This window comes from Sphingomonas folli (assembly GCF_019429525.1).
Classification (GTDB): Bacteria; Pseudomonadota; Alphaproteobacteria; order Sphingomonadales; family Sphingomonadaceae; genus Sphingomonas; species Sphingomonas folii.
Map to the genome: position 1 here is coordinate 181,079 of NZ_JAHXZL010000010.1, position 20,131 is coordinate 201,209.

The 20,131-nt window shown below is 73.2% G+C and carries 20 protein-coding genes; 8 read left to right on the plus strand and 12 right to left on the minus strand.

Going from position 1 to position 20,131, the window contains the following annotated elements; genetic code table 11:
• The first annotated feature begins 9 nt into the window (after window positions 1–9).
• Together KZ813_RS15705 and KZ813_RS15710 are read left to right on the plus strand one after the other, a co-directional pair.
• On the plus strand, window positions 10–426 hold the full coding sequence (locus KZ813_RS15705; RefSeq protein ID WP_219755922.1) for a secondary thiamine-phosphate synthase enzyme YjbQ: 417 nt from the start codon (window positions 10–12) through the stop codon (window positions 424–426).
• 267 nt (window positions 427–693) lie between these two features.
• Window positions 694–1,662, plus strand: a complete 969-nt coding sequence (locus KZ813_RS15710; RefSeq protein WP_219755923.1) for a glucokinase — start codon at window positions 694–696, stop codon at window positions 1,660–1,662.
• A gap of 181 nt (window positions 1,663–1,843) precedes the next feature.
• Here KZ813_RS15710 and KZ813_RS15715 read toward each other — a convergent pair whose 3' ends face one another.
• Together KZ813_RS15715 and KZ813_RS15720 are read right to left on the minus strand one after the other, a co-directional pair.
• Entirely contained in the window at window positions 1,844–2,572 is a 729-nt protein-coding gene (locus tag KZ813_RS15715; protein ID WP_219755924.1) for a class I SAM-dependent methyltransferase, read from the minus strand.
• Between the two features lie 19 nt (window positions 2,573–2,591).
• A complete protein-coding gene (locus KZ813_RS15720; protein WP_219755925.1) occupies window positions 2,592–2,966 on the minus strand; it encodes a GtrA family protein in 375 nt (124 codons plus the stop codon).
• 134 nt (window positions 2,967–3,100) lie between these two features.
• On the opposite strand from KZ813_RS15720, the gene KZ813_RS15725 reads away from it, so the two are divergent.
• Window positions 3,101–4,918 (plus strand): AcrB/AcrD/AcrF family protein, encoded by a 1,818-nt coding sequence (locus tag KZ813_RS15725; RefSeq protein ID WP_258046843.1) that lies wholly within the window; start codon window positions 3,101–3,103, stop codon window positions 4,916–4,918.
• 95 nt (window positions 4,919–5,013) lie between these two features.
• Here KZ813_RS15725 and KZ813_RS15730 read toward each other — a convergent pair whose 3' ends face one another.
• The 7 genes from KZ813_RS15730 to KZ813_RS15760 form a co-directional block, all read right to left on the minus strand.
• Window positions 5,014–5,469 carry a TM2 domain-containing protein gene (locus KZ813_RS15730; protein WP_219755926.1) on the minus strand — a complete coding sequence of 152 codons (456 nt, stop codon included), beginning with the start codon at window positions 5,467–5,469 and terminating at the stop codon, window positions 5,014–5,016.
• A 111-nt stretch (window positions 5,470–5,580) separates the two neighbouring features.
• On the minus strand, window positions 5,581–6,351 hold the full coding sequence (locus KZ813_RS15735) for a 3'-5' exonuclease (protein WP_219755927.1): 771 nt from the start codon (window positions 6,349–6,351) through the stop codon (window positions 5,581–5,583).
• A 509-nt stretch (window positions 6,352–6,860) separates the two neighbouring features.
• Complete coding sequence (locus KZ813_RS15740) at window positions 6,861–7,541, minus strand: DUF1013 domain-containing protein (protein ID WP_219755928.1); 681 nt, start codon at window positions 7,539–7,541, stop codon at window positions 6,861–6,863.
• Window positions 7,542–7,730: 189 nt separating this feature from the next.
• Window positions 7,731–8,780 carry a glycosyltransferase family 4 protein gene (locus tag KZ813_RS15745; RefSeq protein WP_219755929.1) on the minus strand — a complete coding sequence of 350 codons (1,050 nt, stop codon included), beginning with the start codon at window positions 8,778–8,780 and terminating at the stop codon, window positions 7,731–7,733.
• 10 nt (window positions 8,781–8,790) lie between these two features.
• Window positions 8,791–9,729, minus strand: a complete 939-nt coding sequence (locus KZ813_RS15750) for a UDP-2,3-diacylglucosamine diphosphatase (protein ID WP_219755930.1) — start codon at window positions 9,727–9,729, stop codon at window positions 8,791–8,793.
• A 219-nt stretch (window positions 9,730–9,948) separates the two neighbouring features.
• The gene (locus KZ813_RS15755; protein ID WP_219755931.1) at window positions 9,949–10,428 is read right to left on the minus strand and encodes a DUF1440 domain-containing protein; all 480 of its coding nucleotides are present in this window, start codon (window positions 10,426–10,428) and stop codon (window positions 9,949–9,951) included.
• Window positions 10,429–10,906: 478 nt separating this feature from the next.
• Window positions 10,907–11,737, minus strand: a complete 831-nt coding sequence (locus tag KZ813_RS15760) for an arylamine N-acetyltransferase family protein (RefSeq protein WP_219755932.1) — start codon at window positions 11,735–11,737, stop codon at window positions 10,907–10,909.
• A 100-nt stretch (window positions 11,738–11,837) separates the two neighbouring features.
• Here KZ813_RS15760 and KZ813_RS15765 point away from each other — a divergent pair, with 100 nt between their 5' ends.
• The gene (locus KZ813_RS15765; protein ID WP_219755933.1) at window positions 11,838–12,965 is read left to right on the plus strand and encodes a zinc-binding dehydrogenase; all 1,128 of its coding nucleotides are present in this window, start codon (window positions 11,838–11,840) and stop codon (window positions 12,963–12,965) included.
• A 249-nt stretch (window positions 12,966–13,214) separates the two neighbouring features.
• Here the strand turns inward: KZ813_RS15765 and KZ813_RS15770 are convergent, their stop codons facing one another.
• Entirely contained in the window at window positions 13,215–13,664 is a 450-nt protein-coding gene (locus KZ813_RS15770; protein ID WP_219755934.1) for a DUF2721 domain-containing protein, read from the minus strand.
• Window positions 13,665–13,863: 199 nt separating this feature from the next.
• Here KZ813_RS15770 and KZ813_RS15775 point away from each other — a divergent pair, with 199 nt between their 5' ends.
• The 4 genes from KZ813_RS15775 to KZ813_RS15790 all read left to right on the plus strand — a co-directional run bounded on the left by KZ813_RS15775 (window position 13,864) and on the right by KZ813_RS15790 (window position 17,556).
• The gene (locus KZ813_RS15775) at window positions 13,864–14,304 is read left to right on the plus strand and encodes a hypothetical protein (protein ID WP_219755935.1); all 441 of its coding nucleotides are present in this window, start codon (window positions 13,864–13,866) and stop codon (window positions 14,302–14,304) included.
• A complete protein-coding gene (locus KZ813_RS15780; protein ID WP_308461913.1) occupies window positions 14,305–15,048 on the plus strand; it encodes a TorF family putative porin in 744 nt (247 codons plus the stop codon).
• Window positions 15,049–15,156: 108 nt separating this feature from the next.
• Entirely contained in the window at window positions 15,157–16,050 is an 894-nt protein-coding gene (locus KZ813_RS15785) for a LysR family transcriptional regulator (protein WP_219755936.1), read from the plus strand.
• Between the two features lie 66 nt (window positions 16,051–16,116).
• Complete coding sequence (locus KZ813_RS15790) at window positions 16,117–17,556, plus strand: MATE family efflux transporter (RefSeq protein WP_219755937.1); 1,440 nt, start codon at window positions 16,117–16,119, stop codon at window positions 17,554–17,556.
• Window positions 17,557–17,755: 199 nt separating this feature from the next.
• Here KZ813_RS15790 and lptG read toward each other — a convergent pair whose 3' ends face one another.
• Complete coding sequence (lptG, locus tag KZ813_RS15795) at window positions 17,756–18,811, minus strand: LPS export ABC transporter permease LptG (protein ID WP_219755960.1); 1,056 nt, start codon at window positions 18,809–18,811, stop codon at window positions 17,756–17,758.
• Window positions 18,812–18,846: 35 nt separating this feature from the next.
• On the minus strand, window positions 18,847–20,025 hold the full coding sequence (gene lptF / locus KZ813_RS15800) for an LPS export ABC transporter permease LptF (RefSeq protein WP_219755938.1): 1,179 nt from the start codon (window positions 20,023–20,025) through the stop codon (window positions 18,847–18,849).
• Window positions 20,026–20,131 lie beyond the last annotated feature (106 nt).

Sequence of the window (20,131 nt, forward strand, 5' to 3'; positions counted from 1 at the left end):
GCTTCCCCGATGCGACAGGCGACACATGAGATCGAGGTGGCGACGCGCGGCGCCGGGCTGGTCGAGATCACGCGCGCGGTGGCGGCGTGGCTCGACTCCGAGGCGTTCGCCACCGGGCTGCTCACCGTTTTCTGCCGCCACACCTCGGCGTCGCTGCTGATCAACGAGAATGCCGCCCCCGCGGTGCGGCGCGACCTCGAGCGCTGGCTCGCGCGGGTCGCGCCCGAGTCGCGCGACTATGAGCATGACGACGAGGGGCCCGACGACATGCCCGCGCACCTGCGCAGCGTGCTCACCGGCGTGTCGCTGTCGATCCCGGTGGCGCGCGGGCACATGGTGCTGGGGACGTGGCAGGGCATCTACCTCGCCGAGCACCGCGCCGCGCCGCATCGCCGACGTGTGGCGCTCCACGTGATCGGGGAGTGAGGAAGAGCACGATCCTCCCCGCCCCCAGGGAGGGGGGACCGCCGGCCGCAGGCAGGTTGTAGGGGGGGCTTCCGCACACGCGATGCGCGATGGGACAAGGTGACCGACGCGCATCGCGCGCTCTCCCCGCCGCGCAGCGCTGGTGGATACCCTCCTGCCCGCCCTGCGAGGAGAAGGTGAACACCCGCCCCGAGATAAAGCTAACCCCCTGTTAGTGCTGAGCTGATAGCGATATCACCCGGATAAGAACCGGGGGGAGGGCGCCGGATGGCGGAGGCGGGAACGGCGCTGGTCGGGCATGTCGGGCGCAAGCGGATGCGCTTCGCGCTCACCGACCCGGCCGGGCGCGTCCGCCGCGACAGCGTGCGCAGCTTCACCGCCGACACCACCGTCAGCATCTCCGGCGCGATCATGGACTTCCTCCGCGACGCCCGGCCCGACGAGGCGCCGCGCCGTTCCGCCTTCGCGGTGGCGGGGCTGCCGCGCGGCGAGACCGTGTCGATCACGCGCGGGCGCTGGTACGTGTCGCGCTCGGGGCTGCGCGGGATGCTCGGGCACGCGCCGCTGATCCTCAACGATTTCGAGGCCGAGGCCTGGGCGTTCCACGGCGCCGACGTGCGCGCCGAGGAGCGGTTCGCCGGCGACGAGCCCTCGCTGCGCCGCGCCGGCACCTATTGCGTGCTCGGCATGACCTCGGGGCTGGGCGTCTCGGTGCTGAGCCGCGACGAGGGCGGCGCGGTGCGCGTGCTCGCCACCGAGGCGGGGCACGGCGGCTTCGTCGCGGTGACGGAGGAGCTGGCGCGGCTCGCCGCGGAGATCTTCCCCGGCCGCTACCCGGTGGTGGCGGAGGACCTGCTCTCCGCGCCGGGGCTGGTGCGGCTGTACCAGGCGCTGGCGCGCCGCCGCGGCACGTCGCCGCGCTGGAGCAGCGCCGAGGACATCACGCGCGCGATGGCGTCCGACCCGCTCGCGGGCGAGGCCTGCACCTGGCTGTGCCGCGCCTTCTGGAGCTACGCGGGTCAGCTGACGATCGTCTACGGCGCGTGGGACGGGGTGCTCGTCACCGGCGGGGTGGCGGCGGCGCTGCGCCCGCTGCTGCGGCTGGCGGAGATGGCGCCGCTGTTCGCGGGGAGCGGCAAATATGCGCGGCTGCTGGCGACGGTGCCGCGCGTCTATGCCGCGCTCGACGACGGCGAGCTGGCCGGCGCGGCGGAGGCGCTGCGGCATCGGGGGTGAGGGGGGTGACGGAGCGGTCGACGCGCGCTCGCCCCACTCTGCCCGTCATCCCCGCGAAGGCGGGGATCCAGACGCGCCGTCGTCCCGTTCGATATCGCGCCGGTCGCGCTTCTGGATCCCTGCCTTCGCAGGGATGACGGTGCGGGGCGGGCGAGCCACCGCGACGCTGCCCTCTCCCCCCCTATACCGGCTCGGCCAGCGTCAGGATCGACACGCCGATCGGCATCGGCACCCGCCCCACCAGATGGCGCTCGACACGGAAGACACGCTCGAACAGCGCGTTGAGCGGCGCCGCCGGGGGGGAGTCGTCGCTGTCGTCGCGCCCGGTCAGCCGCCCCGCGACGCGCGCCGCGGCGGCCAGCGGGAACAGCAGCGAGTTGAAATAGGTCAGCCCGCGCTCCCTCAGCCCGGCGGCGCGGATCGCGCGCACCAGGCCGGGCTTGGAATAGCGGCGGTGGTGGTGGTTCACCACGTCGTGCGCGCTCCACATCCACTGGTGCGCGGGCACCGCGATCAGGATCTTGCCGCCGGGCCTCAGGCACGCGCGCATCGCCGCGAGCGCGGCGACGTCGTCCTCGATATGCTCCACCACGTCGAGCACCGCGACCAGGTCATAGCCGCCGCGCTCCACGCCGGGCAGCTCGGGCAGCGGCGCGGCGCCGACCGGCCGGCCGAGCCGCTGGCTCGCGATCGCGCGCGCGGCGGGGTCGATCTCGATCGCGTCGACCGTGCCGAAGCGCGCCAGCATCGGCAGGTTGTGCCCGGTGCCGCAGCCGATCTCGAGGATGCGCGCGTCGGCGGGGAGCCGCGCCTCGCGCGTCAGGAAATCGGCGAGCACGTCGCGGCGCGCGCGATACCACCAGTGGGTCGAATCATGCTCCGCCATGCGGTCGTAGACGCGGCGGTCCATCAGCGATCGCCCCTCATCGTCACGCGAACACCCAGTTGCGCTGGAGCCAGAAGGTCAGCAGCGGCACCACCGACACCGCGGGCACCAGCGGCCACCAGGTCGGCCCGTGGAAGAAGGGCCCGGTCACCAGCACCCAGGTGAACCCCTGCTGGAGGAAGAAGCCGAACAATTGCACCAGGAAGAAGCGCCGCGCGGTGCGCGCGCTGCGGGTGCCGTGGCCGCGGAAGCTCACCGCGCCGTGCGCGAAGCGACCGATGAAGGTCACGCTGAGGAAGGCGACCACCACCGCCAAGTTCGGGTTCATCACATAGGTGGCGAGCGGCCAGTAGACCAGGGCGTACAGCGCGGTCATCACCCCGCCCGTCACGCCGAAGCGCACCAGCTGCCACACCATCTCGCGCTGTGAGGACGACGGCGCGGACGCCGGGGATGAGTGAGACGCTGTCAAAACCTTGCCCTTTGCGCCGCCGGGGCTAGACGCGGCTGCGGCTCTATCGCGCGCGGCGGCCGGAAGGAAGCGTTTTGGACATGCAGGGGCGGGACGCCGGGCCGGGTGAGCGCCATGCCGCGCGTGACTGGCTGGAGCGGGCGGCGCGCGTGATCGACCGCGACTGGCTGCGGCTGTCGCTGCTCGCCTGGGTCGCGATCGCGGCCTGGTTCGTGTGGCAGCGCTGGGCCGCGATCCACTGGCTGTCGCTGGGCGACACCGACGACAACATGCGGCTGATGCAGGTGCGCGCGCTGCTGAACGGCCAGGGCTGGTACGACCTGCGCGACTATCGGCTGAACCCGCCGGGCGGCTTCGACATCCACTGGTCGCGGCTGGTCGACCTGCCGATCGCGGGGCTGATCCTGCTGCTGCGCCCGCTGGTCGGCTACGCGGAGGCGGAGCGGCTGGCGTGCGGCATCGCCCCGCTGCTCCCCGCCGCGGTGACGTTGGTGGCGCTGGGCGCGACGCTGCGGCGGCTGGTCCACCCGCTCGCCTGGGTACTCGCGCCCGCGCTGTTCCTCGCCACCAACGTGACGCTCGGCATGTTCCTGCCCGACCGCATCGACCATCACGGCTGGCAGCTGGCGATGCTGGCGGTGACCGTGGCGGGGCTGTGCGACCCGCGCGGCGCGCGCGGCGGCGCGCTGGTGGGGATCGCCACCGCGGTGTCGCTGACGATCGGGCTGGAGATGCTGCCCTATGCCGCCATGGCGGGCGCGATCATCGCGCTCGCCTGGGTGATCGACCGCGGCGAGCGCGACCGGCTCGCGGTCTACGCGCTGACGCTCGCGGGGGGCGCGGCGGCGGGCTATGCCGGCTTCGCCTCCTACGCCAACCGCGTGCTGCGCTGCGACGCGCTGACGCCGGTGTGGCTGTCGGTGGTGGTGCTCGCGGGGGGGCTGCTGCTGCTGCTCGCGCTGGTCGACCCGAAGCGGCCGGCGGCGCGGCTGGTGCTGGCGCTGGCGGCGGGGGCGGCGGTGGCGGCCTTCTTCGCGCTCGCCTTCCCGCAGTGCCTCGGCCGCCCCGAGCAGGTGTCGGACGAGCTCTACACCACCTGGCTCGCCAACGTGCGCGAGGCCAAGCCGATCTATCGCCACCCGCTGCGGATCGCGCTGCCGATCGTGACGCTGCCGATCATCGGGCTGATCGGCGCGCTGCTCGCGACCTGGCGCGCGCGGCGCGCGCCCGCGCTGCGCGGCTGGGCGTGCGTCGCCCTGTTCGGCGCCTTCGCCGCGCTGATGCTGCTGTGGCAGGCGCGCGCGGGGCCGGCGGCGCAGCTGCTCGCGATCCCCGGCGCCGCCGCGCTCGCCTGGGCGACGCTGCCGTGGCTGCTCGCGCCGCGCTACTGGCCGGTGAAGGCCTTCGCGGCGGTGGCGGTGTTCGTGCTGGTGTCGGGCAGTTTCGCGCAGCTGGCGGTCGACTGGTTCAGGATCGACCGGCCCAGCGCCTATGTCCGCCGCGTCAACAAGGCGACCGGGCGGTGCATGACGATCCCCGCGATGGCGCCGCTCAACCGGCTGCCGCGGCAGACGATCTTCACCTTCGTCGACATCGGCCCGCGGCTGATCACGCTGACCCACCACGACGCCATCGCGGGGCCGTACCACCGCAACGGCGACGCGATCCTGGACGTCCACCACGCCTTCAAGGGCACGCCCGAGCGCGCGCGCGCGATCATGAAGCGCCACCGCGCGACGCTGCTGCTGGTGTGCCCCGACATGGCGGAATCGACCAACTATCGCGCCAGGGCGCCCGGCGGCTTCTACGCGCGGCTGGCGCGCGGCGAGCATTTCGACTGGCTCGTGCCGGTGCCGCTGCGGAAGGGCTCGCCGTTCCGGGCGTTCCGGATCGAGTAGGGCGGCTTCCTCCCCCCGCGGGCGAAGGGTGAGGCGCCGCGCCCGCGGGCGGCGTGCGCGACGAGCCCGTCAGGGGAGCGAGGACCGCGCTCGCCTCACAAGCGCCCGTAGCGCGCGGCGAAGTCGCGGTCGGACATCATCAGGTAGCGCACCATGTCGACGATCGACAGCGGCACCGTCACCAGCGCGCCGATCACGGTGAAGGTCAGCACCGCCATCACGATCCCCGAGGTGACGCGGCCGAGGTAGAAGCGGTGGATGCCCAACATGCCGAAGAGCAAGGCCAGCACCGCGGCGATATATCTGTTGCGATCGGTGGTCGGCACCGGCGCGGCGACGGGCAATGGCGCGTCCCTCGCCGCGGGCGCGACCGGCACCGGGTAGACGTTGCGCGCCCGCCCCGCCGCCGCCTCGAAGTCGACCAGCTGCCCGCGCGACGGCTCGCCGTGCTGCGCCCAGTCCTCGGGCGCGAAGGTGTAGCGCTGCCCGTCCTCGCCCGCGACCAGCCCGTCGCCGCTGCGTACGTCTACCCCGAGTATCTGTCCGCGCATCCGTGACTCCGTCGTGCGACGCCGGTGTTCCCGCAGCCGCGCGCGAAAGGCAAGGGGAGGGGAGCCCGCGCTCCGGCGCAGGCGGGAGCCCAGCGCCGCGGACAGGCTATGCTACAGCAGCAGTTCCTGCGGCGTCATCCGCCCGACGTGACCGCCGCCGCGACGCCGCGCCATCTCGGTCTCGGCGGTGTAGCGCACGTCGGGGTCGCGGTCGGTGAGGAACTTGACCAGGCTCTCCTCCTCGATCTCGCGCCACTCCTTGCCGCGGTCGGGCCCGTAGCGGACGCGCGGCAGCAGCCCGGGCTCGCTGGTCCATTGGATCAGCTGCGCCACCGAGGCCTCGTTGAGCTGGTCGCGCAGATGGTGCGCGGTGACATAGGCGTCGGGGAAGGCGCGGTGCGCGGGCAGGCCGCGCTCATGCTCCAGCCCCGCGGGCTTGCGCCAGTAGCGCAGCACCTGGTTGGAGAAACTGGGACTGTCGGGCCACAGCCGCAGCGCGCATTTCCAGGTGCAGATCCAGTCGGCGCCATGGGTCAGCGCGGCGGTGCAGAACTGCTCCTCGAAGGCCGAGCGATGCGCGGCCAGCGCGACGCGGCGCGGATAGGGATCGAGCACCTGGCGCGCGACGTCGTGCCACCACGGCGCCTCGGCGACGTCCTCGTCGCGGATATGATGGATCGCCTGGGTGATCGCGGGCATCGGCCGGCCCGGGTTGACGAGGATGTTGCCCCCCTCGCCGTACAATTCCCACCGCCCGTCGGCGCCGAGCGCGACGTCCTGCCAGCCGACCTCGCACACCGCGTGCGCGGGCGGGGCCGCGCCGGTGGTCTCGAGGTCGATGACGCGGACGATCTGCGGCTGCGGGCGGCGGGCGTAACTCATGTGAGCCGCTATGTGGGGCCGCGGCGGGGCGAATGCCAGCGCGCGGCGAGGAGGGGGCAGGCTGCGCCGTGGGGGCGGGGGGGGCGGGGCCAGGACGGCGGAACATGCCCGTTCGCACCGGCCCGTCCTCACTGGCGGGGGCACGCGCGGTCTCGGACCGCGCTTTCCCGGTGGCCCGGACGCGCGGCGGTCCGCACCGCGCTCTCCCGACTAGCGGGCGCGGGCCGGTGCGCACCGCCACATCCGCCGGCGTCATCCTGAGCTTGTCTCGGGATCCACCGGGCCGCGAGCCCTGTCGCCCCGCCGTCGACGAGGGTGCGTGCCGCGAGCGGTCGGCGTTCGGGCCGCACCGTGGCATCCTCTCACCGGCGAGAGGAGCAGGCGGATGAGGGGATCCTGAGACCAGCTCGGGATGGCGCCACGGGGGGTGGTGAGTGCGGAGATCCCGGCGCCGGCGCGGATCCGCCGGCGGCTCGTCGCCTCGGCCCAGCGCCGCCTCGACCCTCGGCTCAGCGGCGGAAGGGGTCCTCGAACGGCGAGACCGGGCCGCGCAGCTCGGCCGCCTCGGCCGCCTCGGCGTCGCGCGCGGCCTGCTCGCGCTCGGCGCGCAGCGAGGCGATCAATGCCTCGCGGTCGCCGTCGAGCCGCGGGTCGTTGGCCTGCTGCTCGATCCCCGCCGCCTTGGCCGCCTTGGCCACCGCCGCGTCCAGCTCGCGCTGCGTGGTGAGGCCGAGCGTCACCGGGTCCTTGGGCGTGATGTTGCCGATGTTCCAGTGGCTGCGGTCGCGGATCGCGGCGATCGTGGTGCGCGTCGTGCCGATCAGGTTGCTGATCGCGCCGTCGGTGATCTCGGGATGGTTGCGGATGATCCAGGCGATGCCGTCGGGCTTGTCCTGGCGCTTGCTCACCGGCGTGTAGCGCGGGCCCTTGGTGCGACGGACCTGGTCGGGGCCCTTGGTCATCTTCATGCGATAGCCGGAATCGGCCTGCGCCTTCTCGATCTCCTCCTGCGTCACCTCGTGCGCGCGGACGGGATCGCGCCCGGTCAGCTTGGTGGCGGCGGTGTCGTCCGCGATCGCCTGCACCTCGAGGATGTGCAGCCCGCAGAAATCGGCGATCTGCTCGAACGAGAGCGAGGTATTGTCGACCAGCCAGGAAGCGGTGGCGTGGGGCATGAGCGGCTGGGCCATGCGGGATACTCCATAAATGCAAAGGGCCGCCCCTTCCCGGAGCGGCCGCCTGTTGCCGAACGACTTAGTGCCTGGCGCGCGCGAGGGCAAGCGGGCGTGGGGGGCGGGTGAGCGCAGCGGAGGGTGCGGCGTAGGCGAGATGGCGAGGGAGGTCCTCCCCGCATGTCGGGGAGGATGTGGGTCGATCCCCTATGCCGCGACCCGCGCCTCCGCCCCGAAGGGCGCGAGCGCGTCGAGGAACTGGCGCGCGCTCGCCGCCCAGGTGAAGCCAGCGCCCGCCGCGGCGCAGGCGGCGCGGTCGAGCATCAGCGCGCGCGCGATCGAATCCTCCAGCCGCTCCGCCATCGCGCCGGTCGCGGGGGTCAGCACGTCGACCGGGCCGGGCACCGGATAGGCCGCGACCGGCGTGCCGCATGCCAGCGCCTCGATCATCACCAGCCCGAACGTGTCGGTGCGGCTCGGGAAGACCAGCGCGTCGGCGGCGCGATAGGCCGCGGCGAGGTCGTCGCCGAACAGCGCGCCGAGGAACAGCGCCTGGGGGAAGCGTCGCTCGAGCGCGGCGCGCGCGGGGCCGTCGCCCACCACCACCTTCACCCCCGCGACCTCGGCGGCGAGGAACGCCTCGATGTTCTTCTCCACCGCGACGCGGCCGACGTGGAGCAGCACCGGCGCGTGCCCGGCACCCTCGGCCAGCGCCGCGCGCGCCGCCGCCATGCGCGGATCGACCGCGCCCTCGGGGCCGAAGGCGGGTCCGACGCCGCGACCCCAGCGCCGCACCCGCGGCAGGCCGTGCGCGCGCAAGGTGCGCTCGATCGTGGCGGTGGAGGCGAGCACCGCCGCGGCGGGGGCGTGGAACCAGCGGACGTAGCGCCACACCCACTCCGGGTCCGCGCCCGTGCGCGCCGCGACATAATCCGGGAACTGCGTGTGATAGGCGGTGGTGAAGGGCAGGCCGCGGGCGCGACACCAGCGCCGCGCCGACAGCCCGAGCGGCCCCTCGGTGGCGATGTGCACCGCCTCGGCGCCGAACGCCGCGATCCGCCGCCCCACCGCGGCGGGGGTCATCAGCGCCAGTCGTATCTCGGGATAGGTCGGGCAGGGCAGGGACCGGACCCCGCTGGGCGAGACCACCAGCACCTCGTGCCCGCCCGCGCGCAGCTCGGCGATCACCGCCTCGAGCGTGCGCACCACGCCGTTGACCTGGGGCGCCCAGGCGTCGGTGACGATCGCGATCCGCACCGCGCCGGGCTCAGGCGGCGAGCGCCGCGCGCGCGGGCACCGGCGCGGCGAGCGCGACCGCGGGCCGCTCGGCGCGACCGCGCATCTCCTCGCCCCAGTCGAGGATCTCCATCCGGCCGTCGAAATGCTCGACGAGCGCGGTGCAGCCCTCGACCCAGTCGCCGTCGTTGTAATAAGAGACGCCCGCGATCTCGCGCATCTCGGCGGTGTGGATATGGCCGCATACCACGCCCTGGACGCCGCGGCTGCCCGCCGCCTCGGCGACGATCTCCTCGAAGCGCGAGATGAACGCCACCGCGTTCTTCACCTTGGCCTTGGCGTGCTTGCTCAGCGACCAATAGGGCATGCCCCAGCGCCGCCGCACCGCGCTGACCCAGCGGTTGAGCGCCATCAGCATCGTGTACGCCGCGTCGCCGACATGCGCGAGCCAGCGGTGCGACAGCGTGATCGCGTCGAACTCGTCGCCGTGGAGCACCAGCAGGCGGCGGCCGTCGGCGGTCTCGTGGATCGCCTTGCGGCGGATCTGGATGCCGCCGAAGTCGAGCCCGGCGAACTGGCGGAACATCTCGTCGTGGTTGCCGGGGATATAGACCATGCGCGTGCCGCGGCGCGCGCGCTTCATCAGCCGCCAGATCACGTCATTGTGCGCGGCGGGCCAGTAGAAGCGCTTCTTGAGCTGCCAGCCGTCTATGATGTCGCCGACCAGGTACATGGTGTCGCTGTCGACATGGTCGAGGAAGTCGATCAGCATGTCGGCGTTGCAGCCGCGCGTGCCGAGATGCACGTCGCTGATCCACACGGTACGGTAGTGGCGGCGCGCGCCGCCCAGGTGCTCGGGGATCGCCTGCTCGGGCCGGTGCGGGCGCGCGTCGGGGTCGAACAGGTCGGCGATGTCGCCCAGGGGCGAGCCCGCGGTGAGCGCGCTGATCGAGTGAACCGTCGTCGGCATGGCAGCCTCCCTCGCTGCCCTGCCCTACGCCGCCTGTGTTACGCGCGTGTCACCGCGGCTTGACGCTGGGGTGACGCTCAGGTGACGGTTCGGCGTCAGCCCGTAGGGAGGCGGGCGCGCGACGACCCGTTATGGCAACGTCGGTCACGGCGGTATCCCGGGCGACGCGGGCGACGTCTGCACCCTACGGGCCCGCGCGCGCGGGCGCCCGCCGCCCGCTCAGTCGCGCGCGAGCAGCGCGTCGGCGCCGCGCCGAACGCCCTCCACCGTCGCGGCGAAGACGAGGTGCGAGGCGAGCGTGTAGAGGTTGCCCTTCGCCTCGGCCTCGGGCCACGGCCCCCAGCCCGCGGCGGGGACGAGCAGGTCGTCGAGCAGCAGCATCGTCATCGCGCCGAAGGGCAGGCCGAAGCCGGTCGCGGTCTCGGGCCAGCGTTCCGCCGCGGCCACGTAACCGATCCCCAGCGCGGCGCCGACGCCGTAATGGATCGCGCCGCCGGCGACCTGGCGATGCTTCTGCGTCACCGGCCGGCCCTCGACGATCTGGCTGACGCTGTCGGCGGCCTTGACCGTGGCGGGGTCGTCGTCGCCCGAGTCCTGGCCGAGCGCGGGGGCGGCGACGGCCTGGAACCGGTCCATCACGAGGGAGGCGACGAGCCCGGCGCCGAGACCGATCGCGACGGTGGAGAGGAGTGAGCGCATGGGGATCTCCGCTGATGACGCGGCGCCCAACGCGCGAGCGGCCGGGGCGGGTGCGGGCGGCCCGATCCTCCCGCTCGCGATGGGCTGCGCGAGCGCTACGCTCCTGGACAGAGCGCACCCGTGCGAGCGTCCTGTGAGGGCGCGCTTGCGGCGTGGGGCGAGGTTCTGCGGGCCATGGTCCTCGCGGTCGCGCGCGGCGCGAGCGCGGGCGAACAGCGCCAGCTCCGTACGATCCTCCGCCCCGCACGACGCCGTCGCCAGCGCCACCACCATCACCGCGAGGAATCATGCCGCGTATCGACCGCGTCGCCGACGTGACCGGCAGACCTGACCATCTCCCATCTGCCCGACCACGGGAGATATCGTCGGAACCGCTGCACGTGCCACTCGCGGGTCAGATGCGATGCCCCACCTCTCGCGAGGAGGATCGATGATCGCCTTCCCGACCCGCCTCTCGCCAGGCCTCTCGCACGCCTCCTCAGAACAGCCCCAGCGCGGCGACCTCCTCCTTCGCCAGCTCGATCCCGAACATCAGGCTCAGCCGCATGCGGTACACGCGCGGGTCGGTGATCTCGCCCTCGGCGGTGTTGCCCGCGGCGCGGCGGCGATAGCCGCGATCGGTCAGCGCGGCGAAGCCGTGCGGCAGCACGATGCTCACCACCGTGCGCTGGGTGAAGCGGCTCGCCGGCGCGGTCATCGCCCAGTGGTTGCCCATGGCCAGGTCGCTGTCGTGCACCACCTCAGTGGTGAAGCTGTACTGCGGCTGCCAGCGCGTGCCCTGCCAACCCGGCGCGGTGCGCCCGTCGGTGCTCACCGGATCGCCGTCGCGCAGCAGCAGCCAGCCGCCGTCGTCCTCGCGCGCCAGCCGGAAGCGCGCGCCGTCGGGCGCGGTCGCCTCCTGGTCGGCGACGAGCGGCATCACCGGCGCGTAGCTCGCACCGAAACCGGTGTCGGCGATCCACTCGGTGCCGTCGATCGTCACCAGCGACAGCGCGTGGTTGCGCGGCGGGGTCGCCTCGGCGCCGAGCCACACGCGCGCGAGCAGCGGGCGCGCGCGCATCTCCAGCGCGGCCAGCGCGTCGAGCAGCAGCCGGTTGTGCTCGAAGCAATAGCCGCCGCGGCGCGCGCCGACGAGCTTGGCCGCGACCGACCCGCCGTCGATCGCGATCGCGCGGCCGAGCCGCACGTCGAGATTCTCGAACGGGATGGTGAGCCGGTGCGCGAGCTGGAGCCGCGCCAGCCCTTCGGCGTCGCGCGTCGGCCGGGCGGGCAGCTCGATGCGGGAGAGGTAAGCGTCGAGGTCGAACATGGCGCCCGCGCTACCCCAGCCGCGCACGGATGAGAACGGGTTTGACCGCGAACCCTCGCGGCGGCATCCCCGGGGGTAAGCACGCGAGCAGGAGGCGATGATGGACGAGGTGACCGGGCTGGAGCTGCGCTCGACCGTGGACGAGGGCGGCACGCTGACCGTGTCGCTCGAGCCCGTGACGCTGTCGCCGCCACAGGGCGACGAGCTGATCGTCCGCGTCGAGGCGGCGCCCATCAACCCCTCGGATCTCGGGCTGCTGCTCGGCCCGGCGGACGTCGCCACCCTGGAGCGGGGCGGCAGCGCCGAGCGGCCCGAGCTGCGCTTCCAGGTGCCGCGCGAGCGCATGGGCGGGGTGCGCGCGCGGCTCGGCCAGTCGCTGCCGGTCGGCAACGAGGGCGCGGGCACGGTGGTCGCCGCCGGGCCGGAGGCGCAGGCGCTTGTCGGGCGCACGGTGGGGATGATGGGGGGCGCGATGTACGCCCAATATCGCAAGCTGCGCGCGCGCGACGTCGTGCCGCTGCCCGACGGCGCCCGCGCGGCGGACGGCGCGGCCATGTTCGTCAACCCGCTGACCGCGCTCAGCTTCGTCGAGACGGCGCGGCGGGAGGGGCATCGGGCGATCGTCCACACCGCGGCGGCGTCGAACCTGGGGCAGATGCTGCAGAGGATCTGCCTCGCCGACGGCGTGCCGCTGGTCAACGTCGTGCGCAGCGAGGCGCAGGCGGCGCTGCTGCGCGACATCGGCGCCACCCACGTGCTCGACAGCCGCGGCGAGGACTTCCGCGCGCGGCTGGCCGACGCCATCGCCGAGACCGGCGCGACGATCGCCTTCGACGCGATCGGCGGCGGCACCCTGGGCAGCGACATCGTCCAGGCGATGGAGCAGGCGGCCAACCGTCGCGCCACCGAGTACAGCCGCTACGGCTCGGACGTGTTCAAGCAGCTGTACATCTACGGCGCGCTCGACACCGCGCCGACCGTGCTCAACCGGCTGGCGTTCGGCTTCCAGTGGAGCGTCTCGGGCTTCCTGCTGACGCCGTGGCTGCGGAACGCGGGGCACGAGACGGTGGCGCGGATGCGCCAGCGCGTGGTCGACGAGCTCACCACCACCTTCGCCAGCCGCTACACCCGCACGATCGGCCTGGCCGAGGCGCTCGATCCCGAAGTGCTGCGCGCGTACGAGCGCAAGGCGACGGGGGAGAAATACCTGATCGACCCGACGCGGTGAGGGGGCGGGGGCGGGGCGTGAGCGGTAACGCCATCGCGCCCCACTCGCCGCCGTCATCCCGAACTCGTTGCGGGATCCACCGCGCCGCTCACTCAGGCGCCGAGTTACCCGCGGGACGGTGGATCCTGGGACGAGCTCAGGATGACGCCGGTTGAAGGCCGAGCATGGCCTCACGCCGGTCGGTAAACACCCCTCCCCTGAAGGGCAGGGGTGAGTCCGCTCGTCTCTCCCGAACGGACGAGGGTCCCCCTATCGCAGCAGCTCGTCGCGCACGCGGATCGCGTGGATCGACAGCCGCACCTCCACCATGAACGCCACGAACGCCGCGATCAGCAGCGACATCGCCAGGATGAAGCTGAACGCCACCCACTGGCCGATGTGATAGCGCGTCAGCGCGCCGATGAAGAGCATCGCCACCACGGTGCAGGTCGCCACCGCGCTCGCCACCGCGAGGAACAGCGAGGCGTTGATCACCTTCATGCGGCGCGCCAGCCGGCGCAGCTCGGCGGCGGCGCGGGTGCGGTCGTCGCGCTGGAGCGCGGGGTGCCGCTCCTCCAGCACGCGCGCCCGGTCGATCACGCGCGCCAGTCGCCCGGTCAGCACGTTGAGCAGCGCGCCGATGCCGGTGAGCATGAACACCGGGCTGAGCGAGGCCTGGATCGCCTCGGCGATGGTGGGCAGGGCGGGGGCATAAGGCATCGCGCGCGACTGTGCCGCGCCGCCGCGGCGGGTACAACCGTTACCCAGGCGTCGCCCTGACCCGCGGCCAGCAACATTGGCCGTATCGCCGGTGATGAATCATTGCGCCGTGCGGCGGCTTCGTTGAAGCGGGCGCGCACCCCCTCATCTCGGCGGTGCCACCGGGCAGCATGGCCCGGGGCAGCGCAAGGAGAAGCCTATGTCTATCCCCCTCGTCGTCGGGCTCGCCTCGGCCCTCACCGCCGCCGCCCCCGACGCGTCGCATCAGGTCCAGCTCGATCATCGCGGCCAGCGCGTCGACGTGACCTATCGCGGCGACGTCGGCGTGACGCACCGCCAGCTCGGCGCGGTCGGCGCGCCGGGGCGCCCCAGCGCGCTGCGCTGCGCCTGGCAGGCCTCGATCGCGGTGCGGCGCGAGGCACGCCATCCCGCCGGCCACGTCCTGGCGCGCACCGTCAGCGCCGTGAAGCCGCTGACCGGCTCGCGCCCGGGCTGGTGCGCGACGCAGCGCGACGCGATCGCGCGGGACGTCGCGGCGCGCGGCGGTGCGTTGCGGGAGCATCTGCTCGCGGTCGCCGCGCGCGACCAGGACTCGCTCGTCGCCGAGCTCGACGCGGCGCATGACCGGAGGCGCGGCTGAGTGCGGCGCGGTCCTATCCTCCTGGCGGCGCTGACCGGCGCCGCGCTCGTCCCCCCCGCGGCGGCGCAGCTGGCGCCGCACGCCGGGGTCGAGGTCGCCACCGACGAGCGCCGTCGCGGGCTGAGCTGGAGCGACTCGCGGCTCGCCCCCGCCGCCTGGGCACGGCTCGACCTGCCGTCGGGGATCGACCTGGGCGCGCGGGTCACCGGCACGCGCGGCGACCCGCGCCACGGCGGCGCCGACGCGGTGATCGAGCCGACGCTGGGCTATAGCAGGCTGGCCGGCGGGTTCCGGCTCGACGGCTTCGTCACCGGCCATCTCTTCTCCGGCGCGCGCGGGTCGCTCGACTATGGCGAGCTCGGCGCGGGCGCCAGCTACACGCTCGGCCCGGTCGAGGCGGGCGCGGAGGCGCGCTACGCCCCCTCGCAGGGCGCGATCGGGGGCGACAATCTCTATCTCGGCGTGCGCGGGCGCGTCGGCATCCCCGTCACGCCGTGGACGCTCACCGCGAGCCTCGGCCGCTCCTCGGGCAGCGTCGACGATCCGATCCGCGCGGCGCGGCTGCGACCGACCGGGAGCTACCGCGACTGGTCGGTCGGGCTCGAGCATATCACCGGGCCGGTGACGCTGGCGCTGGTCTACACCGGCACCGACATCAGCGACGACGCGGTCGTGATCTCGCCCTACGCCGCGCTCGACCACGCGGGCGACCGGATCGCGGCGCGGGCGTCGATCGGCTTCTGAGCGACGCGCCGTTTCCGCTGGCGGGCTCGTGGGCGCTAAGAGGTTAAGCGACAGATTGGATTGATCCTCCCCTGCAAGGGGAGGATCAGACACCGCGCCGGAGACGTGATGGACCTGCTCGCCCTCGCCGACTTCACCCTGGTCGCCCGCCACGGCGGGGTCGGCCGCGCCGCGCGCGCCGCGGGGCGCCCCAAGGCGACGCTGTCGCGCCGCGTCGCCGAGCTGGAGGCGGCGCTCGAGCTGCGGCTGTTCGAGCGCGGCGGGCGCGCGCTCAAGCTGACCGAGGAGGGCCGCGCGCTCTACGAGCGCACCGCCGCGCTGCTGACCGAGCTGGACGAGACCGCCGCGGCGGTGGCCTCGGGCGCGCGTGCGCCGCGCGGGCGGCTGCGCGTGAGCGCGCCCCTGCTCTTCTCGCAGACCGCGATGGGGCGGCTGGCCGCCGGCTTCGCGCTCGCGCATCCCGAGGTGCGGCTCGAGGTGACCAGCGAGGACCGCGCGGTGGACATGATCGAGGAGGGCTATGACCTCGTCATCCGCGTCGACCCCGCGCCCGACGCCGCGCTGGTGGGGCGCCCGTTCCTGCGCGACCGGCTCGTCGCGGTCGCGGCGCCCGCGCTCGCGCCCCCCGCGCCGGGCGAGCGCGCGCGCGCGGTGGTGCGCGGCGCCGCGGGAGCGCCGGCGGACTGGCGGTTGCGACCCGGCGGCGTGGCGGAGACGATCGCGGTGGCGCCGGTGCTCGGCCTGTCGTCGCTGGTGATGGTGCGCGACGCCGCGCTGGCGGGCGTGGGCGCGGCGCGGCTGCCGATCTCGCTGGTCGCGCGCGACCTCGCCGCGGGGCGGCTGGCGCTGTGGGGCGAGGTCGATGCCGCCCCGATCCGATTATGGGCGCTCTACCCGACGCGGCGGCTGCTGAGCGCGCGCGTCGCCGCCTTCCTCGACCATCTCCGCGCCGCCTTCCCGACCGGCAGCGCGGAGGAGCTCGCCGCCTATCTCGCCGACTGAAGCCCGCTATCCCGCGGCGCGATAAGCCTCTACAGCCGGCGCGGGGGACGGGGAGGAACAGGACCGATGGCGCGACCGCCGCAGCGCGACCTCACCGCCGGGCCGATCGGGCGCACCCTGCTGCTGTTCGCGCTGCCGACGCTCGGCTCGAGCGTGCTGCAGTCGCTCAACGGCTCGATCAACGCGATCTGGATCGGGCAATTCCTCGGCGAGCGCGCGCTGGCCGCGACCACCAACGCCAACATCATCATGTTCCTGCTGGTCGCCGCGGTGTTCGGCTTCGGCATGGCGGCGACGATCCTGATCGGGCAGAACATGGGGCGGCGCGACCTCGACGCGGTGCGGCGCGTGCTCGGCACCTCGCTCGGGCTGTTCGCGGGCGTGTCGCTCGTCACCGTGCTGCTCGGCTGGTTCGCCGCGCCCGCGATCCTGCGCGCGCTCGCCACGCCCGCGGAGGTCTACCCGCTGGCGCTCGCCTATCTGCGCGTGATCTTCGTGGCGATGCCGCCGGGCTTCCTCTCGGTGCTGCTGACGATGGCGCTGCGCGGCACCGGCGACTCGATCACGCCGCTCAAGTTCATGGCGCTGGGCTCGGCGATCGACGTCGCGCTCAACCCGCTGCTGATCCGCGGGCTCGGGCCGCTGCCCGCGCTGGGGATCGAGGGCTCGGCGCTGGCGACACTGATCGCCAACACGGTCTCGCTGCTGGCGCTGCTCGGCTACGTCTATCGCCGTGACCTGCCGGTGCGGCTGCGCGGGGCGGAGTGGCGCTACGTGCTGCCCGACCCGGCGCTGCTGCGGACGATCGTCGCCAAGGGCGTCCCGATGGGGTTGCAGATGCTGGTGGTCTCCACCTCGGCGCTGGCGATGATCGGGCTGGTCAACCGCCACGGCACCGCCACCACCGCCGCCTATGGCGCCGCGAACCAATTATGGACCTATGTCCAGATGCCCGCGATGGCGGTCGGCGCGGCGGTCAGCGCGATGGCGGCGCAGAACATCGGCGCGGGGCGATGGGACCGCGTCGGGCGGATCACGCGCACCGGCATCCTCACCAACCTGGCGCTGACCGGCGGGCTGGTCGCGCTGCTCACCCTGCTGGACCGCCACCTGCTGTGGCTGTTCCTCGGGCAGGACGGCGGCGCGGTGGACATCGCGGTGCGGATCAACCTCATCGCCGGGTGGAGCTTCGTGCTGTTCGGCGTGTCGATGGTGCTGTCCGCCACGGTGCGCGCCAACGGGTCGGTGATCGGTCCGCTGGTGATCCTGGCGGTGGCGATGTTCCCGCTGCGGCTGGGGCTCGCCGCGGGCCTGTCGCCCAGCTGGGGTGCCGACGCGATCTGGTGGAGCTTCCCGGCCGGGTCGGTGGGCTCGATGCTGATGATGATCGGCTTCTACCGGCGCGGCGGCTGGCGCCGCGGCGGTCTGCCCGCGACCCCGCACGAGGCGGAGGAGAAGGCGCTGGCGGGCTGCGAGCCGACCGCCAGGTCGATGCCGGTGGGGTGAGGGGGCCGTCTCCGCGCGCGGGTCGCTCCCGCTGGGCCACTGGCGGCGCGATCGTCTCGTCCGATCCTGAACCCGTCTCGGGTCCGGCGGATCCTGGAACGGGTTCAGGATGACCGCGCACGCAGGAGCCCAGAGTCGTCGCGTCCACCGCACGCCGCCCAGCGATCCCTGCGCCTACCGGACACCCGCGCGAACGGCCTCACTCCTCCGTGCGCAGCAGCACCGCCTCGCCGATCAGCAGGAACAGCAGGAACGGCGCCCAGGCCGCCAGGAAGGGCGGGTAGGCGCCGAGATTGCCCATCGCCAGCGCGAACTTGTCCGCCATGAAATAGGCGAAGCCCAGCGCCATGCCGATCACCGCGCGGACGAACAGCGCGCCCGAGCGCGCGATGCCGAACGCCGCCACGGCGCCGAGCAGCGGCATCAGCACCGACGACAAAGGTCCCGACAATTTGTGCCACAGCACGCCCTCGAGCGACTTGGTCGGTCGCCCCGCCTCCTCCAGGTCCGAGATGGCGGCGCGCAGCCCGGTGAAGGAGAGCGCGTCGCCGTCGACGCTGGCGAGCGTGAACTGGTCGGGGGTGACGCCGCGCGCCACCACCGTCTCGCCCAGCGCGGTGAGCCTGCCCGAGGCGACGTCGAAGCGCTTGGCCGGCCACACCTTCCATCCGTCGCCCTGGCGCAGGCCGTTGGGCGCGGTGATCAGCCCGCGCAGCCCGCCGTCGGGGTTGCGCTCGTAGACGGTGATGCCCCCGAGCCGCGCCGCCTCGCCGCGCCCGCTGATCCGGTCCGCCGAGATCAGGTTGTTGTCGGCGCGCACCCAGACGTTGGCGCGGTCGCCGCGGTCGGGCGGCATGGCGCCGTAGTTCACCTTCTGCCACGCGCTCAGCTCGGCGGTGGCGCGGCTGACGATCCGGTCGTTGAAGGCGAAGGTGAGCAGCGCGATGCCGACGCTGGCGATCACCAGCGGCGCCAGCACCTGGTGCGCCGAGAGGCCCGAGGCCTTGAGCGCCACAACCTCGCTGTTCGCGTTCATCGTGATCAGCGTCAGCACGGTGCCGAGCAGCACCGAGAAGGGCAGGAAAGTCGAGATGATCTGCGGCGCGCGCAGCGAGACGTAGCGCCACACCTCGGCGTCGCCGTTGCCCGCGCTGGCGAGGATGCGCCCGCTCTCGCTCAGCAGGTCGAGCGTCTGCAGCACCAGCACCAGCCCGAACAGGAGCCCGAAGGTGCGCGTGAGGAACAGCCGCGCCATGTAGATGGCGACGGTGCGCGAGGGGAAGAAGGCGCTCACGCGCGCGCCTCCCTGCGGCGGCGGCCGGGGAGGTAGCGCGCGATCATCTGCCAGGCCTTGCCGAAGAACCGCTCCAGCGCGCCGATCGGCTGGCCGCCCGGCACATAAGCGAGCGTGTAATACATCCACAGGATCAGCGCGCCGAAGAGCAGGAAGGGCGCCCACAGCGCGATCAGCGGGTCGACCCCGCCGCGCTCGCCCACCGCGGCGGCATATTGGTTGATCTTGTGATAGGTCACCACCATCACGATCGACAGGAACACGCCCAGCGCCGAGCTGGAGCGCTTGGGCGGCACGCCGAGCGACACCGCGAGCAGCGGCAGCAGGAACATCATCGCCACCTCGACGACACGGAAGTGGAACTCGGCGCGACTGCTGTCGCGCTGCGCGGCGCTGGCGTTGCTGGCATGGCCCAGCTTGGCGAGCTGCGGCAGCGTATATTCCAGGTTCTTGCCGCCGCGCGTGCGGAAGCTCTCGAACCGCGGCAGGTTGATCGGCAGGTCGTGCGAGCTGAAGGTCAGCACGCGCGGCGTCGGGAAATCGGGGCGGTTGTGGATCAGCGTGCCGTCGGTGAGCCGGAAGGTGATCACGTTGGGATCGTCGGTGGCGAGGAACTGGCCCGTCTCGGCGGTGACGCCGACCCAGTCGTTGCGCGGGGTCAGCGCGTGGAGGAAGATGCCCGACAGCCGGCGGCCGCTATCCTGGCTGCGCTCGATGCGCAGCGTCATGCGGTCGCCCAGATGGGTGAACTCGCCGACCTTGATCGAGGCGCCGAGCGCGCCGGTGCGCAGCTCGAAGCGCAGCTTCTCGTAATTGTAGCGCGCCAGCGGCTGGACATAGCCGACGATCGCGATGTTCAGCGCGGCCAGCACGATCGCGTACATGTACGGCACGCGCAGCAGCCGCGAGTAGCTCATGCCGACGCCGCGCATCACGTCGAGCTCGCTCGAGGTGGCGATGCGACGGAAGGCGAGCAGCACGCCCAGCATCAGCCCGATCGGGATGCCGAGGCCGAGATATTCGGGCAGCAGGTTGGCGAGCATCTGCCACACCACGCTGACCGGCCCGCCCTGGGTGATGACGAAGTCGAACAGGCGCCCGATCCGGTCGAGGATCAGCAGCATCGAGGCGATCAGCAGCGTGGCGAACAGCGGCAGTGCGATCAGCCGGGCCATGTAGCGGTCGATCGAGGTGAACAAGGTGCGGCGCTGCCCCGTGGCGTCGGGCGGTGAAGGCCCTGGTGAGGCTGCGGCTATACGGGGCCGCGACGCGCGCGTCAGC